Below are 18261 nucleotides of genomic sequence, written 5' to 3' on the forward strand. Positions count from 1 at the left end.
TCCAAGCCCCTCTAATGTTCTTGTTATCTATTATCAAAGCTTTGTTATCTTCCCACCTTCAACCTTAACAATCTTATCATCTACAGAAATCCAGACGTCAATTGAAGATGGGTTGTATACAAAGTCGCCGTTTGCTGAAAACTTGAGATTTTGCAAGGCTTTTATGTAATCAACAATCTCGATGTTTGTTGCATACCAGATATCTGGTTGATTGCTAACCATTTTGCAAAACTCTTCAATTAAATCCCAGTTGTTGTCATTGTCAAACTCATAGCTGTGTCCCCAGACATAAAAAAGATACAAATATTGCTTCTTATAAAAGCTTAAAAACTGCTCTGCAAGTTTTAAAAGATTATGGTTATGGTGGCAGGTTGCTTTCCATTCATTTTACCTCTTTGTTTGTGCAAGGAAAGTGCCAATTTTTTATTTTATCTTTAAAATTTTTATATCAAGAGTTTCCATATCAACTGTAACGCGTGGAAAATCGTAAACATGATTTCTATCTCCTTTTAGAGAATAGATACACTCAATTTGCCTTCCTTTTCCTACCTCAAATAAACCTGCTTTCATTAAATCCAAACTGACTTTTCTTTTTCGCAAAATATCGGCATTTGCAACTACAATCAGGTACTGTTTTCCATGTTCAGTAAAAAGTTTGTATCCAAATGCTAAGACAAATTTGCTGTTGTGAGGAATCTTGAAAAAGTTTTCTTTGCTCATAAAGTCCAAATATTCTTTTCTTATCTTAGCTACTCTTTCAATTAAAGCTATCATTTCATCTGCACCTTCGTTTGTCCAGTGAAGAGCGTATCTGTCAAAAAACGCAAGTCTACCATAAAGAGGGTCTGATTTAGCAAGCATAAATTTGCCTTCTGGTTGCGGGTCAAGACCTAAGTTCATTGGCTGAACTTCATAAACTTCCTGCCCGCACGTAACAAAAGGCACGCTGTTTGGTAAAAAGAAATTTAAAACTGTCGCAAACCGTGAAAATTCTCTTTTCCCAAGCCTTGAAGCTGCGCGCGGACTGTCTGGGATTTCACATGCCGCAAAAACAGGAACTTCAAGCTGCAAAAGTATATCCAAAACCTTTTTTAGCGTTCCTTGATAGTATCGTGGCTCTCTTGCCCAAAGATCACCTATTATCATGTCATACCCTGACTCTTTTGCTTTCCTGTGCGCATTCATCGAAAGTTCTTCTGCAATAAAGCAAAATTCAGGGTCTACTTTTCTGGCATTTGAAATTATCATATCTTCCAGCTCTTTTGGAAGAGCGTGACCCATGTCAATCCTTGCACCATCTATACCAAAGTTTTTTTGATAATGTACAATAATGTTTGCAATTTTTTCCCAAAGTTCTTTGTTTGGTTTTTTTCCTTTAAAGATATTTCCTCTTATAACATCAAAAAGAATATACGGCGGCTGGGTTTCATCCACATACTTTGCAGACTGTACAGGATGGTCAAGATAAAGCCTCAAATATGTCACATCTGTCCAAGGTGGCTGCGGGTCATTAAGACAATCTGAAAAAGCTGGTGCAGTAGTTATCCCAATCTCTTTTTCAATTAGCTCGAAAAAGTCAAGGTTTTTGTCTTTTTCGCACCTTTCTTTTATACTCTGCCATTTTAGGGGATCAAACTTGTCAGGTGATGGCACAAACTTTTTAATGTGCTTTTGCACAGCCGGGTCTTTGTATATAAGTTCAATGTTTTCTTCGTTTGCCTTTGTAAACTCTTTTATCAAAGTCAACTTTGGTGGTCCGTAGTCTTTCAAATCCTCTACTTTAATCCAATAAAACCAGTCTGGATGTTCCAGTATGAAATCAGAATCTCTTGCAGATGTGCGTGGAATAATATCAATTATAAACCTTATATCAAGAATATGGCACGCTTCAACCAAAGCTTTGAACTGTTCATCTATTGAAAGTTCATCAGCCATAGGGTCAAAAAGCACTGGGTCAAGTTCAAAAAAGTTCTTGACTGCATAAGGCGAGCCCATCTCACCTTTTTTATACCTTGTGCTGTTTTTGGTAATTGGAAGTGTATAAATAACATCAAAGCCCATTCTTTTTATAATTGGCAAGAGTGCAATTGTCTTTACAAATGTTCCTGTATCTCTTAAATCAAAAGCATTTTCAAGCTCAAGTTCTCTACTACTATCATGATCCCATGCCGAAAATGTACGAATTTGCATACCATATACACTGCTCTTTTCAATCCAGCTGCTGTAACTTTTTTCTGAAGGTCTATTATCCTTAGAAAGTATCTTAGAAAGTGGCTGAAGATAATCAGTATTATTTTTCATACAAGGCAAAATTGCTTTTTCTATCGCCTGTGCAACAAATTTATAAGGGTTTACTGAGATTGTGCCATCATTGTTTTCCTTTTTTTCAACCCCATCATAGCCGAAACTATCCCACACCTTTGGTATTCTGAAATCGTTTTTCTCATCCCATTCTTTTGCTTTATTATTAAGAATATCAACAAGCTTCTTTAAAGCTGACATCTTTCTTATTTCTCCCCTTTTTTGAATTTTTCCTACATTTAATTTATACCCATATAGCTTAATTATAAGCAAACGTTTGCAATTTGTATGAAATTATTTTACCATACAAAACTCAAATTTTGTAGTGGCTTTTTCTGAAAAGCAAAGCGGCTCTGGCATATTTTGTAAAATTCCTTCCCCAGAGCCGCACTTTTCATAAACCATGTATGCAAAATCTTAAAGCTTAAGATACATTACTTTGCTGCTGTAGCCCCTGAGAAACCTGTTCAGTTTTCTCTTCTTTTTCATCTTCTTTTGCAAGAAGGATTGAATTTAGTATTTCCTGCTTTATCTTTTTGACATTCTCATCCTCTGTCTCTTTTGCCTTGAATTCAACACCAAGTTCTTTTGTCAAAAGCAAAGTGAGTAGCATTTCAAACGCATTAAATGAAACTGAAGATGATTTTTCACCCATTGAAACAACTGTCTCAGGAACTATATCAATACCAGTTTTCTCTAAAGCCTGAGTAAACTTGCCCATGACATCCTGCAGAACTTGATACTGAGGTCCACCATATGCCTTTACCTGTTCTTCTATTGCAATTGCCCGACCAATACCAATTCGTGCTTCTTTTTCTGCTTCTGCCTCAGCCAAGGCTTTTATCTTTTGAGCTTCTTGAAGTGACCTCTGATATTCTGCCTTTCCTTGGTTTGTCTGAATCTGAATATTTATCTCAGACTCTGTCAAAAGTTTTTGCTGGGCAGCCCGAGCTTCTGCCTCTCTGAGCTCTCTTTCTTTTTCAGCTGCTTTTTGCTGGCGTGAGTACGTCTCTATCTGCTCAAGAGCAATTTGCCTGTCGCGAAGCTGCTCTAAAATTGCGTCTATCTTGTTGTCGTTTGGAGATGACATTGGTGTTCCTATCAAAACCTCTTCAAGCTCTAAGTTGTAATGAGCAAATCTCTCTTTCATCTCAGCTGATGCTATCTTTTGAATCTCATCTCTTTGCTGAATGAGCTCAATGAGGGTCTTTTTCTGCCCTATATTTTTAAAGTATGCAGATACCATCGGGTCAAGAGTCTGTTCAACAAGCATCTTCAAATCTCCAAATCTCTGGACAACCAAAGGAGCTTTCCTGTAGTCTATGTGTAGAACAACTGCCAATGGTAGCGACGGTTCAAACGCATCTTTTGTGATTAAACTTACTTCTTTGAGGTTTTCGTCATAGCGGTGCGTACCTGTCTGGTTACTTATCCATTTTAGAATTATGTTTGTAGTGGGAACCTTTACAATTTTGCCAGCGTAGGTGTTAAATGCGTATTTTCCAGGCATCAGAGGATCTTTCCAAACACCTCTGTATCCTTTTTCAACAAGCTCACCATGTTTGTAGTCCTCACCAGATGTATCCTGCCCTTTTGGACCAACATATGATACAACAACTCCTACATATCCAACTTCAATTACCGTTTTGTCTATCAGCTCAACTGTTGCAAACAGGCGGTTTATAAAGTATGTCCCCTCAACAAGAACCTGAAGCTGTCTTCCACGAAATCCCCCTGCTTTTAAAAACTTTTCAGGGTCCTGGAAGTTGTTGTGATAAGTCTCAGGGTCAGATGGGTCATCGCCAACCGTCGGTGCGACAATATCACCACTTGGAAGTGATGGTCCGTCGTGTACAGTTACAATCCCAACCTTGTCCTCTGTTATTACAATCGGCCTGAATGCATTTCGTGATTTTAAAGTCTGGACCATCTTCTCTATCATCTCTTTTTCCTCTTTGTTGCCCATCGGGAGATAGTAAATCTTATCTTCTGTGATGACTATAAACTGAGCAAGGTTAAAAGCATATGTTCCTTCTCTCAATATTGCCCTTTGAGGTCCTCTTTGTCCTCCATTTTCTAAAAATGCACGTACATCTTGGAAATTATTGCACTCTGGAACAACTCTGCCGAGCGTCTGAGTAGGCTCGAGCGGTTTCCCATCTCTTGCAAACACATAACCAATTTGACCCTGCGGAATTGTAACAAGCGGAACAATATGAACTTTGTACATAAGCGGTGTCCTAAAATGAATACCACCTCTTAAAACCTCTGGCTGAAAGCCTGCTTCGCCATGTAGCGCTATAATCTGTTCATCCAGTGAACCTTTGAAAGACCACCATTTTTCGACAATACCCACTTTGTCATTCGGAATCACTCGAAGACCTATGAGCTTTAAAAGTAGATAAACTGCTACCAGCAAAATACCAAGCATAATTAAAATTTCAATCATCCTAATTACAACACCTCTCTCATTTTATTTTTTCACATCTTCCTTCATTTTTCGACAAAGTTCGACTTAATATTACATTTAATGTTTGTATTGCATTAGTTACCTTATAATAATACCATATTTAATTTTTGTTTTACAATCCTGTAACTAAAATTGTTTCCTGTCTCTATTTATAATAACGCTAATTTTTATTCAAATGTTGCGAAAAATTTTTGGATTATATAGTAACTTTTTTTGAGTCTTTCTTTAAAAGTTATATCTTCCCATGTTCTTAGCTTATGTTCTATTAACCTGCCATTATTCCTCAGAACAATATCTGACAATTTGCCATTTTGTAACAAAGCAAAATAAAATATAAAGCTATCTGTTTTTGTTGTTTTTAGCATATCCCTTTCTGGCTGTAAAACTAATCTGTTATCGTCCAGTACAGTTTTGCTTGATGGGTCAGATACATTCAAAAGCCCCCATGGTATTCGCACATAAACTTTATTCTTCTCTATATACCATGTATTTCTTGAATCATCAAACTTGCCTTTGGGAAGAATACTAAAATTGTGGAATATAGCAGGGATTTTCTTTCCATCCTGAGTAACTCTTTCTTTGTTTATCTCAAAGATAATATCCTCGAATCTGCCAGAAATAGATTTTTCTGAGCTATATCTGCCTTTTGTCCAATTGTAGCTCGGGATTACCTGAAGCTTTGCTTGGTCCTTTTTTGCTCTCAGTAAAAACTCTATCCCTGTTGGCAAAACAATTTTTTTATCTCTTGGAATTATAAACTCTCCTCTTTTTCTATCATATGTGTCAATACCTATTAAAAGCTCAGTTTCTTTTGACAATTCTTCAGATAAATTAATTGTTAAATACAAATATTCAGCATTTGAAGATATCTCTATATCCTTTATTTTTTTGCTTCCTGAAACTTCTTGTTTTTGGTCTGGGGGCAGAGCCTCGTTTGCCAAAATACCGTAGTTTTGCTCAGGGTCAAGCCTGTTGTGCCAAAGAACATGTCTTTCATATGGAATCATGAACGGTTCTGTGATCCATGTCTTTTTTGCCCATTCATCCATCCATTCAAAAATAATCCCACCCATGTATCCTTCTTTTTTTATTGCTTTCATCATTCTTACAATTCCGTAACCTTGTGTCTTTTCATCAATTCCACCGTGATGATATCCGTTTGGATTTTTATGAGCAATTCCTACAGATGTAGATAGCCCAAACTCTGCAACAAGTATTGGAAACTTTTTGTGTGCTTCTTTAAGTTCCTTTAGATAACCACCATATAAAAATTCACCTTGTTCATCTTTATAAAGCTTATATTTTTCTTCATTATTCATAAAATCCGGATAGTTAGGATATATATGATAAGCTATAAATATACCTGCTCTGTTTTTTGTACCAATATCAAAATTATCAATCTGTATCTGTGCTTTGTCATTGTATTCTAAATCCTTTCTCCCCTGAGCGTTAAATTCTGAGGGGTGGGAAATCGGGTCAAGAGTTGGCCATGAAACTATCCCAACCGGATGTTGCATTGAATACCTTTTTGTTTCATACTCAAGAGCATAGTCACAGCACATACCAAGCCACACTTCTGATGGACTTCCTTTAACTTTTACATATTTTCCTTTATATTCTTTTATATTGTTTTTGACATCTGTTGTTATGACTTCATCCGGCTCAAGCTCTCGTCCGATAAGTATTGCAATTGTGTACATCGAAACGTCAAAATTGTACTTACCATATACTCTACCCATTCTCTTCGGAATGTCAGCCTTGCCGTGCAGTGCATCAATCACATACTCTATCTCTTTTTTAAATTCTTCTGTATACGACTTGTTCAAATAGTTTTTGTCTGGCACTTGTTCATCTGGCCAAATCTCTTGAACAAGATATAATTTTTTTGAACTTGTAAGATTAAAAATCTTTAAAGCCTGATAGAATTCTGGGGGTGCAAGCGTATAAAGCCTTACTACATTTGCATTCATATCTGATATCATCTTGAACCATTTAAAATATATGTTCGGGTCGTCTGGCATTTGGGTAAAGTATTTGCCTGGAAGAGCTAAGCCCAGATTAACGCCTTTTATAAAAAACTTTTCCCATCCATTTTTGGTAAACACAAAAAGTTGTTTACCTTGTATTTTAGATTTTAAAGTTATACCATCTTCAATTTCTACACTTTCATAAACATCTTTTTTAACTAATCTTTTTTGGTGTGCTTCTGACAAAATCTTTTTCATAACAGGAACATATACCTTCCAGTAGAAGGCATCCTGAAACCCACTTTTTTCAAATGTAAAGATTTGATGCAATCTATCAGCTATGCTATAAAAATAAAAACCACTTTTTGCAGGAAAATCAGCAAAATCACCTGCAAAATAATATGAAGTGTAATCAACAGATTTATATTTTAGAATTGCTGGAAATATTTGTGGTATATTATATTTTTTCAACTTATCTTTTCCTTTTTCAGATAGATTGAACTTAAAATTTGCTATTTTCTGCGCTCCTTTATCCTCTATAATCTCAAACCAGTAATAAAATCCAACATTGTCATAAGCATTATAATAATTTTTATAATCTTTATTGAATTCTACTGCTATAGGCTTTTTTGAAAAGTCTTTCCCTTTTTCCAAAACCAGAATGTCTCCTGCCTCAGATAAAATAATAATTCCTGCACCTTTAAAATTCCACTTTGTTTTGTATTTTTCCTCAAAAGTTTTTATAAGAAAATATGGAACCTCCACACCTCTTTCAAGGTTTGAATAATACCTACCATACCATCCAGTCCATTTTATTCCAAAAAGCTTTTGAAGATTTTCAGATACAGCTTTTTCTGTTGGATGCTGTAATATATTGAATTCACCAATCAAAATATTATTTTTGAGACTTGCATTTATATATAAAAGGTCATCCTTTGTAACCTTGCCATACACAAGTTCAGACTTTGTATTTAACTTTGAGTCTTTTTTTAAATCATCTTTGTACACACCATATGCATCTGTGATATAAATCAAATCTGGAAAATCCTTTTCTAAATCTTTCACATTGATATTTCTTATGCTATAACCATTTCCACTGGGCTTAAAACCAAAATAATCTTGTTTTAAATCATATTTTTGATTATTCGAATTCTTGATTTTTTCAAAATTAAAAATCCAAAAAAGTCCTCCATGTTCACGATAATCTGTCTTTGGAACAGTTTTGTCAATAATCCATACATCAAGCTCTTTCACTGGCTTTGTTATCCATTGTAATAAGGGTATAATTAGTACTATAACTAATATTAGGGAAACAAAGAAAATTAATAACCTATGTGTAAACAAAGTTTTTTTCATTGCTATACACTTTCTCTCCTTTCTCGTTATGCCAATGTGGATATAATATATTTACCCAAAGTAAACTACTGTCTACCTGAAGAGGTGGAGGCTTTGTGAGAAGTTGGACAGCAGCTTAAGCTACCCTTATTCTCACAGGGTGGTTCACACACCCACTACTGGGTTATCTGCTTCTTCGCAGACTCTACCTTATACCTTCACAAGTATGTTTATCGCTCCATTTATATCCGCATTTACTCCATACCCACACTTTCTGCATACATACAATCCCCTGTATTTCCTGCTATTTTTGCTAACATGTCCACACCTACTACATCTATGCGATGTGAAACTTTCATCTACTTCCACATACCTTATACCATAATACATGCACTTTGATTTTAGCTTCCTTTTGAACTTGTCATATGGTATCCCCCACAAAATTTTGATTGTTTACAACCCCAAGCTCTATCTCCTGCTTTATACCTTTCATTTCCCAAACAACTAATGCAGATATTTGATTGTTCAAACAGTGCTTGATTATTAAACTCGCATCTTGATTCAAAAAGTTGTCAAACACACTCAATCTCAAACCACCTGCCACCAGGCCTTGGCACTATCCTGACTTCCTTTATCTTCTTACCTGAAACAGTTGCTGGCAGGCTAAAATACAGGTACCTTACCCCAAACTCTTTTGCAAAACCTCTGCTAAGGCTTACTCGTACTTTTTTGTCTTCTATTTTAGACTGGTCTTTCGGAAAAACAATCTAGTACATCCCATCCTTTGGCAGGTATTTCGGTACTGAAACTTTTTCATCTACTTTTCCATCTTTTTTGACTTTCAAAAGATTTAGAAAAGACTTAAAGGCTTCATCCACTGAAATAAGTGTTTGCTGGGCAACCTGAGAAAGGCAAAAGTTTGTAATTTATATTTTCCTTTACAAAATGATATACACTCTCATATGGCAGATATTCCTGAGTTTTGAAATACTGTTGTCTTACACGATACAAAGAATAGTTGTACAAGTTTTTAGAAAAGTGACACAACAGACGCAAAAGTTCGTATGTTTGTTTATTACACCTTATATGATTCTTCTGTGTTTTGTACATTAGAAATCACCTGATAAAAAATTTATATTGATTTACTTTGCATATATGATATAATTATACAAAAAATTTCATTGTTTGCTCAAGCATGTCGGAATCTATCTAAAACATGAAAGGTGATTAAGGTGAGTATATGGAAATTAAAGTTGAAAGCTTTTTTACATGACCCCATTAATAAACAGTGGGTGCTTAACTTTGATAAAAATGATTTAAGCACTAAAACCAAGCTCAAGATAGATAATTTTGAGTGTCCAAAAAACAGAAATCACAAAGAAGCAATTCACGAAATAGTAGCAGAAAAATTTCTCAATTACATTCTTCCTGGAGAATGTACAAAGGAATTATTACCAATCATTAAAATTGCAGACAGAATTTCTTACCCGATGAATGAAGTATTAAGTGAAAAACTTAAAAGTAAAACAGAAAAAATTAGAGACCATAAAGATATTTGTTTTCGAGATATTTATATAGAAAAGCTTGAAGAAAATGTGATTTGTAAAGATTTTGAAAATAAGCATCAAGAACTTGAAGAATTTTTCAAATTATTGGGAAATTTTTGCTCTGTAGTAACTTGTAATGATGAGGAAAAAGCAAAAACAGCCTTTTTAATACTCTGGCAGTATGTTCCCGATTTATTCAAATGGGTAAATATCCATCCAGCAGACAGTAGAATACCTTCTCATTCAATTTACAACCACTTAGTTCAAACAAGTGCAATCACCACAGCCATTATAGATGTTGATAAAGTTTCCTCAGAGAAATTAGTGGGTAGTATCCCAGCATTTTTACTTTTCACTATTGGTCCTGTTCAAAGCTTTATTTCAACAGCACGTAAAACTCAAGATTTATGGGCAGGAAGTTACATTCTTTCTTACCTTACATATAAGTGCTTAGAGCCTCTGATAGATAAGCTGGGACCTGATGTTGTAATTTATCCTAATTTGAGAGGGCAACCTTTAATTGAAAGGTGGATTTATAAAACTTTTTCCTATGCAAAAGATGAAAATAACCATGTTGAAAAGTTTATTAAGTTTATTAAAGAAAAATGTTGCAATTTAGAAAACGAAGACAACGAGAAATTGTTAATTGCAAATATTCCGAATCGATTTTTAGCAATTATACCCTATAGCAAAAAAACAATAGTTAAGGAATGCAATAGCGCTCTTGAAAATGTACTTAAAAATTTTGCCATGGAAATTGTGAATATTATTAAAGAACAATATTTAGAAGGAGAAGAAATAAATCCTTCTCTTCAAAATGAAATAGAATCTCAATTAATATCATACTTCCAAATTTACTATGCAATATTACCCTGGACTACCAATGAATGTAATTTGCAAAATAGTGGCACGATTCCTGGTGGACTAAACTGCAAAAGTGTATTTTATGAACATAAAATTTTATTTAAAGAAAGCGAAATTCGAAATTTAATAGAAGAAATAATTAGAGTAAACCAAGGTCTTAAAAGTGGGGAAGAGATTGATCCATCTAATGCTGGCATAGGTAGGGCTTATCCATTATTACTTGATCTTTTAGAAAAACTTTTAGGAGCAAGAAAAAGTATTCGAGACATTCAATTTATACCCTATTATAATAGAGAAAAATGTCATTTGTGTGGTGAAAATGAAATAGTCTTTTTAGCTAAGGATGAAGAAAAAAATAAACTATACTGGCACAAACTAAGAGAAAAAAGCCCTGGTCTTTTGAGACAAAACGAAAGGCTTTGTGGGGTATGTTTATTTAAAAGACTTTTCCCAAAACTGCTTGAGAAAGAATTTGGCTTTCAAATTTTGTCATTTCCATCTACTTCAGAAATTGCTTCTATACCAGTCAAGGTAGAGCTGTTAAAAAGTAATCAAAAATTTATTGAAGAATTTGTAGAGAAATATAACAAATTTAAAAAGTCAATTGAAGCAAGTGGCAAAAAACTTTCTTTATCTGAAACAGTACCTGCCTTGAAAAAATTTTCTGGTGATAAATATCAATACTTTTGTTCCATTGACGGTCAGTGGCTTATGGAAGAAAGTTACTCAAAAGAGTATCTTAAGAATGAATTTGGAATTGAAAATATCGATGAAAGCATTCTTGAGAATATAAGAAGTTTTTTGAAAAGTGCAAACTTAAATTTCTCAAGATACTTTGCAATTTTGCAAATGGATGGCGACCATATGGGCAAATGGATTAGAGGATTTGGAAAAACTGAAAAAGATGAAATTAAATTCCCCACAATTAGTGAAACTATTCACCCTAAGGTATATGATGAATTGTTGAAAAATTCAAACGAGACTGAAAAAGAGAAGCTCAAAAGCCTCTGTGATAAAACACATCCTGTTACACCTACATACCATCAAATGTTAAGCAGTAGATTGTGTAATTTTGCTCTGCATGACGTCAGAAGAATTGTTGAAGAAAAATATTTTGGAAAATTGATATATGCGGGTGGCGATGACGTTTTAGCCTTGCTTCCTGTAAACACTGTTTTAAATTGTGCATATGAGCTTCAAGAACAATACAAAAAAACAGTAAACTCTCGGGCTACAATGAGTGCAGGAATTGTTATAGCTCATCATAAATATCCTTTATCTCTTGCTTTAAAAGCAGTAAGAAGTGCAGAAAAAAAGGCAAAAAATAAACTTGGCAGAAATGCTTTTTGTGTTCAGCTTATAACCCACTCTGGCGAAATCAGAGAATGTGGCAGCAAGTGGAATTTTGTTGAATTTATAAATAAAATTGCATTTGACCTTCAAAATGGTTCAATCCCAAAAGTATTTTGCAACCAAATTGTTGAGGCTATGAATCAACTATTAGATATTGAACAGGAATATGTTTTAAAACAAGTGGTAAATGTTTTAGAATTGGAAATAAAAAGGTTGTGGACAAGAAAGAAAAAATATGAAAACTCTGTCTTAAATATAGAAGATATAATATATTATTTTAGAGAATATGTAACTGAAAATGGCAATACTTTTGATAATTGTAAGACGTTTAAAACACAAAATATCTTAATGTTTGGCTATCTTTTCCCTTTAGCAAAATTTCTGACTGGCAAAAGTGATCTTAATTTATAAAAACATAAAGGCCTAATAATTATATTTGAGGTGGTTCAAAAAATGATGCTAAAATTTGAATTTAAACCCTTTGATGTCCTGTTTTTTGGAAGTGGAAAACCTTTTAACAGGGGAGATGATGCAAGTTCTATCTTTCCCCCGTTTTCGCATACCTTTGCTGGAGCAATATCAAGAAAACTTACAACTTTTTTCAAGATAGACTCTTCAAAGGCGATAAAATTTATATATGGCCCTTTTGTAAAAAAGCTTTCAGTAACATCCAAGGAGGAAACCATATTTTTTTCTATACCTTCAAATATATATACTACCAGAAAAGAAGATAATTCTAATTTTTTCTGCATATTAAACCCATTAGAAAATCAAGCATTGAAGCTATTTTCTCCTCAAAATACTAATAAGCCAAATACAATCTCTACATTTTGTGTTTACACTAAGGATGAAACTGAAATTGAACCTTTCACAGGATTTATTTCAATAAAATATTTAAAACATTGGTTAGACGGTTCGTTAGAAAATAAACTTTCAGATACGCATAATGACACTGAAAATAAAAGAAACATTATTAAGCTTGATGAGATATGTCAAAACGATGAGCGAATTGGTATAAAAATGAATTATAAACAGGGAACTGTTGAAAAAGAAAGCGGAGTTTACAGAATATCTTTTAAAAAACTCAAAATTGAGCCTGCAGAAGAGTTCTCGTTTGTTGTGTGGGTAGAATTTAATCTTGAAGATGAAAATATCAAAAAAGCAAATATAGGATATGACCAAATAAAGGCTATCTTTGAAAAACAACCACGTGTGCTAAAAGTTGGCGGTGAGTCAAAAATAGTATTTTACAAGATTGAAGAAGTTTCATTTTTTGATGAAATAAAAGAGCTTCTTGAAATTGAAAATACCTTTGTTGGATTTTTAAAGTTTGAAAATAATAGTTTATCAATATTGCCTGAGAAAATTATAAAAATAGAAAAAGGCGAAAAAGTTCAAATTTTATTTCTCACACAGGGAGTATTTGATAACTTTTTGCCAGATTTGCTCAACAAATGTGGCTTTAGAACTACAAGCATGACAATGAACAGTTGCCTCAATGTAACACTATATTCATCAAAAATTACAAGATTTTTCTCAAAAGCAATTCCAGCTGGCACAGTAATCTGGGCAGTTGCTGAAAAAGATATTGAAATTTCATCAGAAAATACTTCATCTTTGTCAAAAAATAGCTTTATTGGTTCAAATCTTGTGCTGATTAGAAAGGAGAAAACGAAAAAATGAGGGAATATACCTTTTACTGTGAGGTTGTAACTCCTCTTTTTATGGGTGGGAGCAAACCAAAAAATTTAGAATTAAGAAGTCAGTCTTTTAACGGGCTTTTTAGGTATTGGTTTCGAATTGGAGGAGGAGGAGATTTAGAAGATGAAAAAAGAATATTTGGTTTGGGAGGAAATAATGCCAGAAAAGGACTTGTGCAGATAATAGTTGTTGAAGAATCTTCTGCTGAATTGAAAAAAGGCTTTTATTATCTGAGTAATTTTTTAGAAAGATCAGGTCGAGAAAATTCTTTTTTCCCACCTGGTCAACAGTTTAAGTTAATCTTTCGTTTTTCACCTTTAGCAACAGAAGATGATATAAAAAAGTTCTTTTGTAGTGTTTGGCTTGCTGTAAACCTTGGTAATTTTGGTGCAAGATCAAGAAGAGGTTTTGGTTCTGTAAAAATTACCAAAATAGAAGGTGCTGATTCAATATTTGATTTTCTCCAGTTTACTCCTCAACCTTCATTAAAAGATTGGTTTAATAATAATCTTAATGTGATAAAAAGTACTTTGTTTTCAAAAGAAAGGGAGTGCATTCCTTGTTTGTTTAACAATAGTGTTGAAATATATTATCTAAAAAAAGACAACTTAGAAAATTCCTATAATAAATGGGTTGCTAAAATATATGAAAATAGAAAAAGCAACAAATATATACCGAATTTAAAAACATCAGATTTTCATTTGGATAACCCTTTAAAAGCATTGTCGTTTATGGGCTGTTTACTTATGGGATTTAGAAGCTATTATCTGCCTGATTATGAAAATTTAATTTCTGCAATTAGAAATCCTACGTTTGCAGCAAATAAGGGAATAATAATTGAAAGGGCAGTGTTTGGTTTGCCTTTGACTTTTAGAATTGGGGAAAGCAATTATTTTGTAAACGCGTATGACAATAAAAAAGACACTAATAATAAAAAAGACACTAATAGTAGACGGGCATCACCTTTGTGGTTCAAAATATTGTCAAATTCTTTAAACAGCGTCGAATGTTTGTTTGTAGTAATGAAGTCTGATTTTTTACCAAATAACATGGAAATAAACTTAAAAATCCAACAAAATAAAATAAAATGTTTAACAAATAATTGGAACGCTATAGATACTTTTATTAATACGTTAAAAAGTTATGGAATAATTGATAATATTTAGGTTTAATAAAGAATAATATCAAAGGAGTGATAATATGTTTAAAGATGTAATCTTGACCACATATTATTGTGAGACTCCTCTACATATGGGTTCTGGACAGAGTATATCATACGTAGACCTGCCAATTCAAAGAGAAAAACACACAGATTTCCCTGTTATCTGGTCAAGCAGTATCAAAGGTGTTGCCAGAGATAGGGCTTTGAGAAGCGGATGGAGTAAAACAAAACTTTTATATATTTTTGGTTCTGAAGCAGATGAATCTCCTGACAATTTAGTTTCATCTTGTATAAGCTTTACTGATGCAAAAATACTTTTTTACCCTGTTCGTTCAGCAAAAGGCATCTTTGCTTGGATAACTTGCCCATTTGTCATAAAAAGATTTATCCAAGAAATAGAAGGTGCAGGTATTTTATGTAATAATCATGACGTGTTAAATGCAATAATTAACTGGATTACTTATATAGAAACTCCTATATCTCAAAACAAAGTGGTGTTGCTTGACAGCAGTGCCTATATAAAGAATACTTCAGAAAAAGTAATGCTGGAAGAATTTGAATTCTCATCAGAAGTTAAAAGTGATACTGTAATTATTAACTTTTATAAAGATATCCTTCCAACAAATATACTTACAGAAGAACTTGAAAAGAGATTAGCAATAGTCCCAGATGATATTTTTTCAGTTTTTGTTAAATATGCTGTTGAAATTAGAACTCGAATAAGAATAGACCAAACAACAGGTGTTGTTGAGGATAAAGCACTATTTACCGAAGAACTTTTGCCTTCAGAGAGTATTTTTTACGGATTTGTTTTTACAACTGACCCGTTTTTCGGTATTGATAATGATTTATATAACATATTGACATCTTCTTTTATTGATTGGGAAAAATTGGGTAATTCTGTTTCCTCTGAAAAGTTAAATATATTAAAAGAAGCAGCTGGAGAAAAAAGTGAAAATGGAGCTAATAAAACAGAGAACAGGTATTTGTCTTCTAAAGATGTTATCAATCAACTTGAGAAACTACTTGATAATGGACTTCTTCAACTTGGTGCAGATTCAACTCTTGGAAGAGGTTTTGTAAAGGTAAAAACTACATCAATACTGTTTTCAAACTCCAAAGATAAGCAGGAGGCAGAGAGCTAAAATGAGTATAAAAAGCATAGAACAAGAAATAGCTCAGTTTTGTTTTAATGAAATTTCAACTTATAAAAAAAATGTAGAAAGTCAAAGTGATAAACTTTCAAGGTTTAAATCTGACATAAGGCGACTTCCAGCCATGATAACTAATAATGGTCTTTTGGCTACCATGGTATTTTATAAAAAAACTAATGAAGATGTTTATAATATAATAAATAGTTGGTTTTCTTATAAGCGACAAAATATTGATTTAATTGAATATTTAACTAATGATGTAGACTATGAAAAGCTTCTTTTTAAAACCTCTGAAGTTCTTAAACTTGCTGACTGGTTAAAAAGAATTGTTGAGGTGGAAATAAAAGATGAGAAAACAACAGAAGAGTAAAAATCCGAAAGGTAATCAACAAGCAAATTGGCAGTCAAATTTAGCCATAGCAGAATGTGATAACTTTTCACTTGCTTTTTCAAAAGGTGTTTCTATTGAGATATGCAAAAATAAAAATTTTGATCTTATAAATCAAAAAAACAAAAAAGAATACTTACAATCAATTTCTATTAGCAAAGCAAAGGAAAAATTATCTTTTATTCAAAATCAAATAAATTACAAATTGAAGAGTATTGAAGAATACTTGCTTGCTAATCACTTTTTAAAGGTTATTGATATTAATCTGAAAAACATATCAAGACTGGTTGTAGGTTTGGGATCTGAGCATGTTTTCGAAACATCCTTAACTCTTGATTATATTTGGGGAATTCCTTATATACCATCTTCTGCAGTCAAAGGCGGATGTAGGGCTGCTGCATTCTGGGAAATAGTTTCGTTAATATTAAATAATTATGATAAAAAAGAATCTCAAAAAGAAATTTCTCAAGACGCAATTGATGAAGTAGCAAGATATATTTTCCAGAAATTGTACGATGAAGATATTTATTTTGAAAACAATAAACTATTAGAACTTAGTGATATTGATAAAAGAATTTTACTATATAAATTCATATTTGGGACAAAGAATTTTGAAGGCTTATTCACATTTTTAGATGCATATCCTCAAAATCTATCGGGATTAGCCCATATATTCGAATTAGACATAATAAATTCTCATTACCCTGACTATTATAGTAATCCCAAAGATATACCAGCTGGGGATTGGTATAATCCACAACCTGTTTACTTCTTAGCAGTAAAACCAGGAATCGAATTTAAATTCACTGTATTTTATGACCAACATCGTTCTGAGAAGTTAGTAAAATCTTTTGGGACAGGAAGCATATATTCTGAGCTAATCCAATTATTAGAAAAAAATAATTTTGAAATTCTTAGAAACACCATAAAAACCTCTTTAAGCTTTTATGGCATAGGCGCAAAAACACGGTTAGGTTATGGTTTATTTGAAATTTTAAATGAACAAGGCAATTCCATTTAAAGCAAAGGGGTGAGGAAATTACTACTACAACTTCCTCACCCTATAGTTTTATTCATTGATAAATTTTGAGGTATCATAAATATATAACTTTTGTTTAAAACATAAGTAATCTTTTATTTGCTTTTTTTGTGATTTAATTTTTTCTTGACATACTTATTGAAGTTTGAGTATGTTCCTATTGTCTCATCTTTTGATTTAAAATACTCATAAACACCCTTGACTGTAACTCCTTTGATAGCAAGCTTTGATTTTATCTCATCATAGTATTTGTCCCATTTACTTGGTTTATTTCTATTCTTAGGTTTTCCTTCATAACCCTCATAATATTTTTTAACTGTTCTTATATCCATCCCATATATTCTTGCAAGGTCTGAAAAGTTAGGTTTCATTTTCATCGCCCTTATCATGTTTAAATGTGCTGTTAAGTTCTGCATTTGATATCCCTCCTCACTATGAGAAAGGATATCATATCAATGTTCAATTTTGTACATTCTTATACTCCACTTTCAGTACATTTTTATTTTATTATTAACACTCATAGTTCAGATAAAACCTAAAGCAACAGGGCAGGTAAAGTTTACAGGTAACGAGTTTACATCCCTCATAGTTCAGATAAAACCGAAGTTTGCGGTAGGTATGCAAATGAAGTATATCATTGTTTACATCCCTCATAGTTCAGATAAAACTAGTTCAGCAAAGGCGTAGCTATTCAGGGCATAGCAGTTTACATCCCTCATAGTTCAGATAAAACGCAACAGGAAAAACAACAATTTTTGACGCATTCACAGTTTACATCCCTCATAGTTCAGATAAAACAATCCTTATCATCCAGATTTGTATTGTTCGCTTGATGGTTTACATCCCTCATAGTTCAGATAAAACTTATTAGGTTTGAATTATTATGACGAACAATTATTTGTTTACATCCCTCATAGTTCAGATAAAACCAGTTTTGGTACTTAACAAGAAGGACTTAAAAGCATGTTTACATCCCTCAT

At 33.0% G+C, this 18261-nt stretch carries 9 protein-coding genes, 3 pseudogenes and 1 CRISPR repeat array (1 of these 13 only partly in view); of the genes and pseudogenes, 6 read left to right on the forward strand and 6 right to left on the reverse strand.

Annotation, left to right across the window (positions count from 1 at the left end):
- Positions 1–33: 33 nt before the first annotated feature.
- From CALKRO_RS12230 to CALKRO_RS13135, 5 genes and pseudogenes are all read right to left on the reverse strand, one after another.
- Positions 34–384 (reverse strand): annotated as a pseudogene (locus CALKRO_RS12230) (polysaccharide deacetylase family protein); the annotation flags it as partial.
- A gap of 39 nt (positions 385–423) precedes the next feature.
- Positions 424–2502: an alpha-amylase family glycosyl hydrolase gene (locus CALKRO_RS12235; protein ID WP_013431309.1), complete on the reverse strand. Its 2079-nt coding sequence runs from the start codon at positions 2500–2502 to the stop codon at positions 424–426.
- A gap of 223 nt (positions 2503–2725) precedes the next feature.
- Complete coding sequence (locus tag CALKRO_RS12240) at positions 2726–4750, reverse strand: SPFH domain-containing protein (protein ID WP_013431310.1); 2025 nt, start codon at positions 4748–4750, stop codon at positions 2726–2728.
- A 188-nt stretch (positions 4751–4938) separates the two neighbouring features.
- Positions 4939–7992 carry a hypothetical protein gene (locus CALKRO_RS12245; RefSeq protein WP_237699095.1) on the reverse strand — a complete coding sequence of 1018 codons (3054 nt, stop codon included), beginning with the start codon at positions 7990–7992 and terminating at the stop codon, positions 4939–4941.
- A gap of 217 nt (positions 7993–8209) precedes the next feature.
- Positions 8210–9183 (reverse strand): annotated as a pseudogene (locus CALKRO_RS13135) (RNA-guided endonuclease InsQ/TnpB family protein).
- A gap of 122 nt (positions 9184–9305) precedes the next feature.
- On the opposite strand from CALKRO_RS13135, the gene cas10 reads away from it, so the two are divergent.
- From cas10 to cmr6, 6 genes are read left to right on the forward strand one after another with little or no spacing between them, the layout of a single operon-like run.
- Positions 9306–12248: a type III-B CRISPR-associated protein Cas10/Cmr2 gene (gene cas10 / locus CALKRO_RS12260; protein WP_148222764.1), complete on the forward strand. Its 2943-nt coding sequence runs from the start codon at positions 9306–9308 to the stop codon at positions 12246–12248.
- Between the two features lie 42 nt (positions 12249–12290).
- Positions 12291–13520, forward strand: coding sequence for a type III-B CRISPR module-associated protein Cmr3 (gene cmr3 / locus CALKRO_RS12265; protein WP_237699096.1), 1230 nt, complete (start codon positions 12291–12293; stop codon positions 13518–13520).
- Positions 13517–14704, forward strand: coding sequence for a type III-B CRISPR module RAMP protein Cmr1 (cmr1, locus tag CALKRO_RS12270; protein WP_013431314.1), 1188 nt, complete (start codon positions 13517–13519; stop codon positions 14702–14704). The genes cmr3 and cmr1 overlap by 4 nt, the downstream gene beginning before the upstream one ends.
- Positions 14705–14738: 34 nt before the next feature.
- Positions 14739–15845 carry a type III-B CRISPR module RAMP protein Cmr4 gene (gene cmr4, locus CALKRO_RS12275; RefSeq protein WP_013431315.1) on the forward strand — a complete coding sequence of 369 codons (1107 nt, stop codon included), beginning with the start codon at positions 14739–14741 and terminating at the stop codon, positions 15843–15845.
- A 1-nt stretch (position 15846) separates the two neighbouring features.
- Positions 15847–16224 (forward strand): type III-B CRISPR module-associated protein Cmr5, encoded by a 378-nt coding sequence (cmr5, locus tag CALKRO_RS12280; protein ID WP_013431316.1) that lies wholly within the window; start codon positions 15847–15849, stop codon positions 16222–16224.
- Entirely contained in the window at positions 16202–17263 is a 1062-nt protein-coding gene (gene cmr6 / locus CALKRO_RS12285) for a type III-B CRISPR module RAMP protein Cmr6 (RefSeq protein WP_013431317.1), read from the forward strand. The genes cmr5 and cmr6 overlap by 23 nt, the downstream gene beginning before the upstream one ends.
- Before the next feature lie 137 nt (positions 17264–17400).
- On the opposite strand, the pseudogene CALKRO_RS12290 reads toward cmr6, so the two are convergent.
- Positions 17401–17697 (reverse strand): annotated as a pseudogene (locus CALKRO_RS12290) (IS21 family transposase); the annotation flags it as partial.
- A gap of 156 nt (positions 17698–17853) precedes the next feature.
- Positions 17854–18261: a CRISPR direct-repeat array (repeat unit 29 nt; unit sequence GTTTACATCCCTCATAGTTCAGATAAAAC) (it continues 11170 nt past the right edge of the window).

It is taken from the genome of Caldicellulosiruptor kronotskyensis 2002, from assembly GCF_000166775.1.
In the GTDB taxonomy this organism is placed as follows: domain Bacteria; phylum Bacillota; class Thermoanaerobacteria; order Caldicellulosiruptorales; family Caldicellulosiruptoraceae; genus Caldicellulosiruptor; species Caldicellulosiruptor kronotskyensis.

Coding starts and splice junctions, on each gene's coding strand:
- CALKRO_RS12235 (WP_013431309.1), bottom strand. CDS start 2,502: ATGTCAGCTTTAAAGAAGCTTGTTGATATTCTTAATAATAAAGCAAAA.
- CALKRO_RS12240 (WP_013431310.1), bottom strand. CDS start 4,750: ATGATTGAAATTTTAATTATGCTTGGTATTTTGCTGGTAGCAGTTTAT.
- cmr3 (WP_237699096.1), top strand. CDS start 12,291: ATGATGCTAAAATTTGAATTTAAACCCTTTGATGTCCTGTTTTTTGGA.
- cmr1 (WP_013431314.1), top strand. CDS start 13,517: ATGAGGGAATATACCTTTTACTGTGAGGTTGTAACTCCTCTTTTTATG.
- cmr4 (WP_013431315.1), top strand. CDS start 14,739: ATGTTTAAAGATGTAATCTTGACCACATATTATTGTGAGACTCCTCTA.
- cmr5 (WP_013431316.1), top strand. CDS start 15,847: ATGAGTATAAAAAGCATAGAACAAGAAATAGCTCAGTTTTGTTTTAAT.
- cmr6 (WP_013431317.1), top strand. CDS start 16,202: ATGAGAAAACAACAGAAGAGTAAAAATCCGAAAGGTAATCAACAAGCA.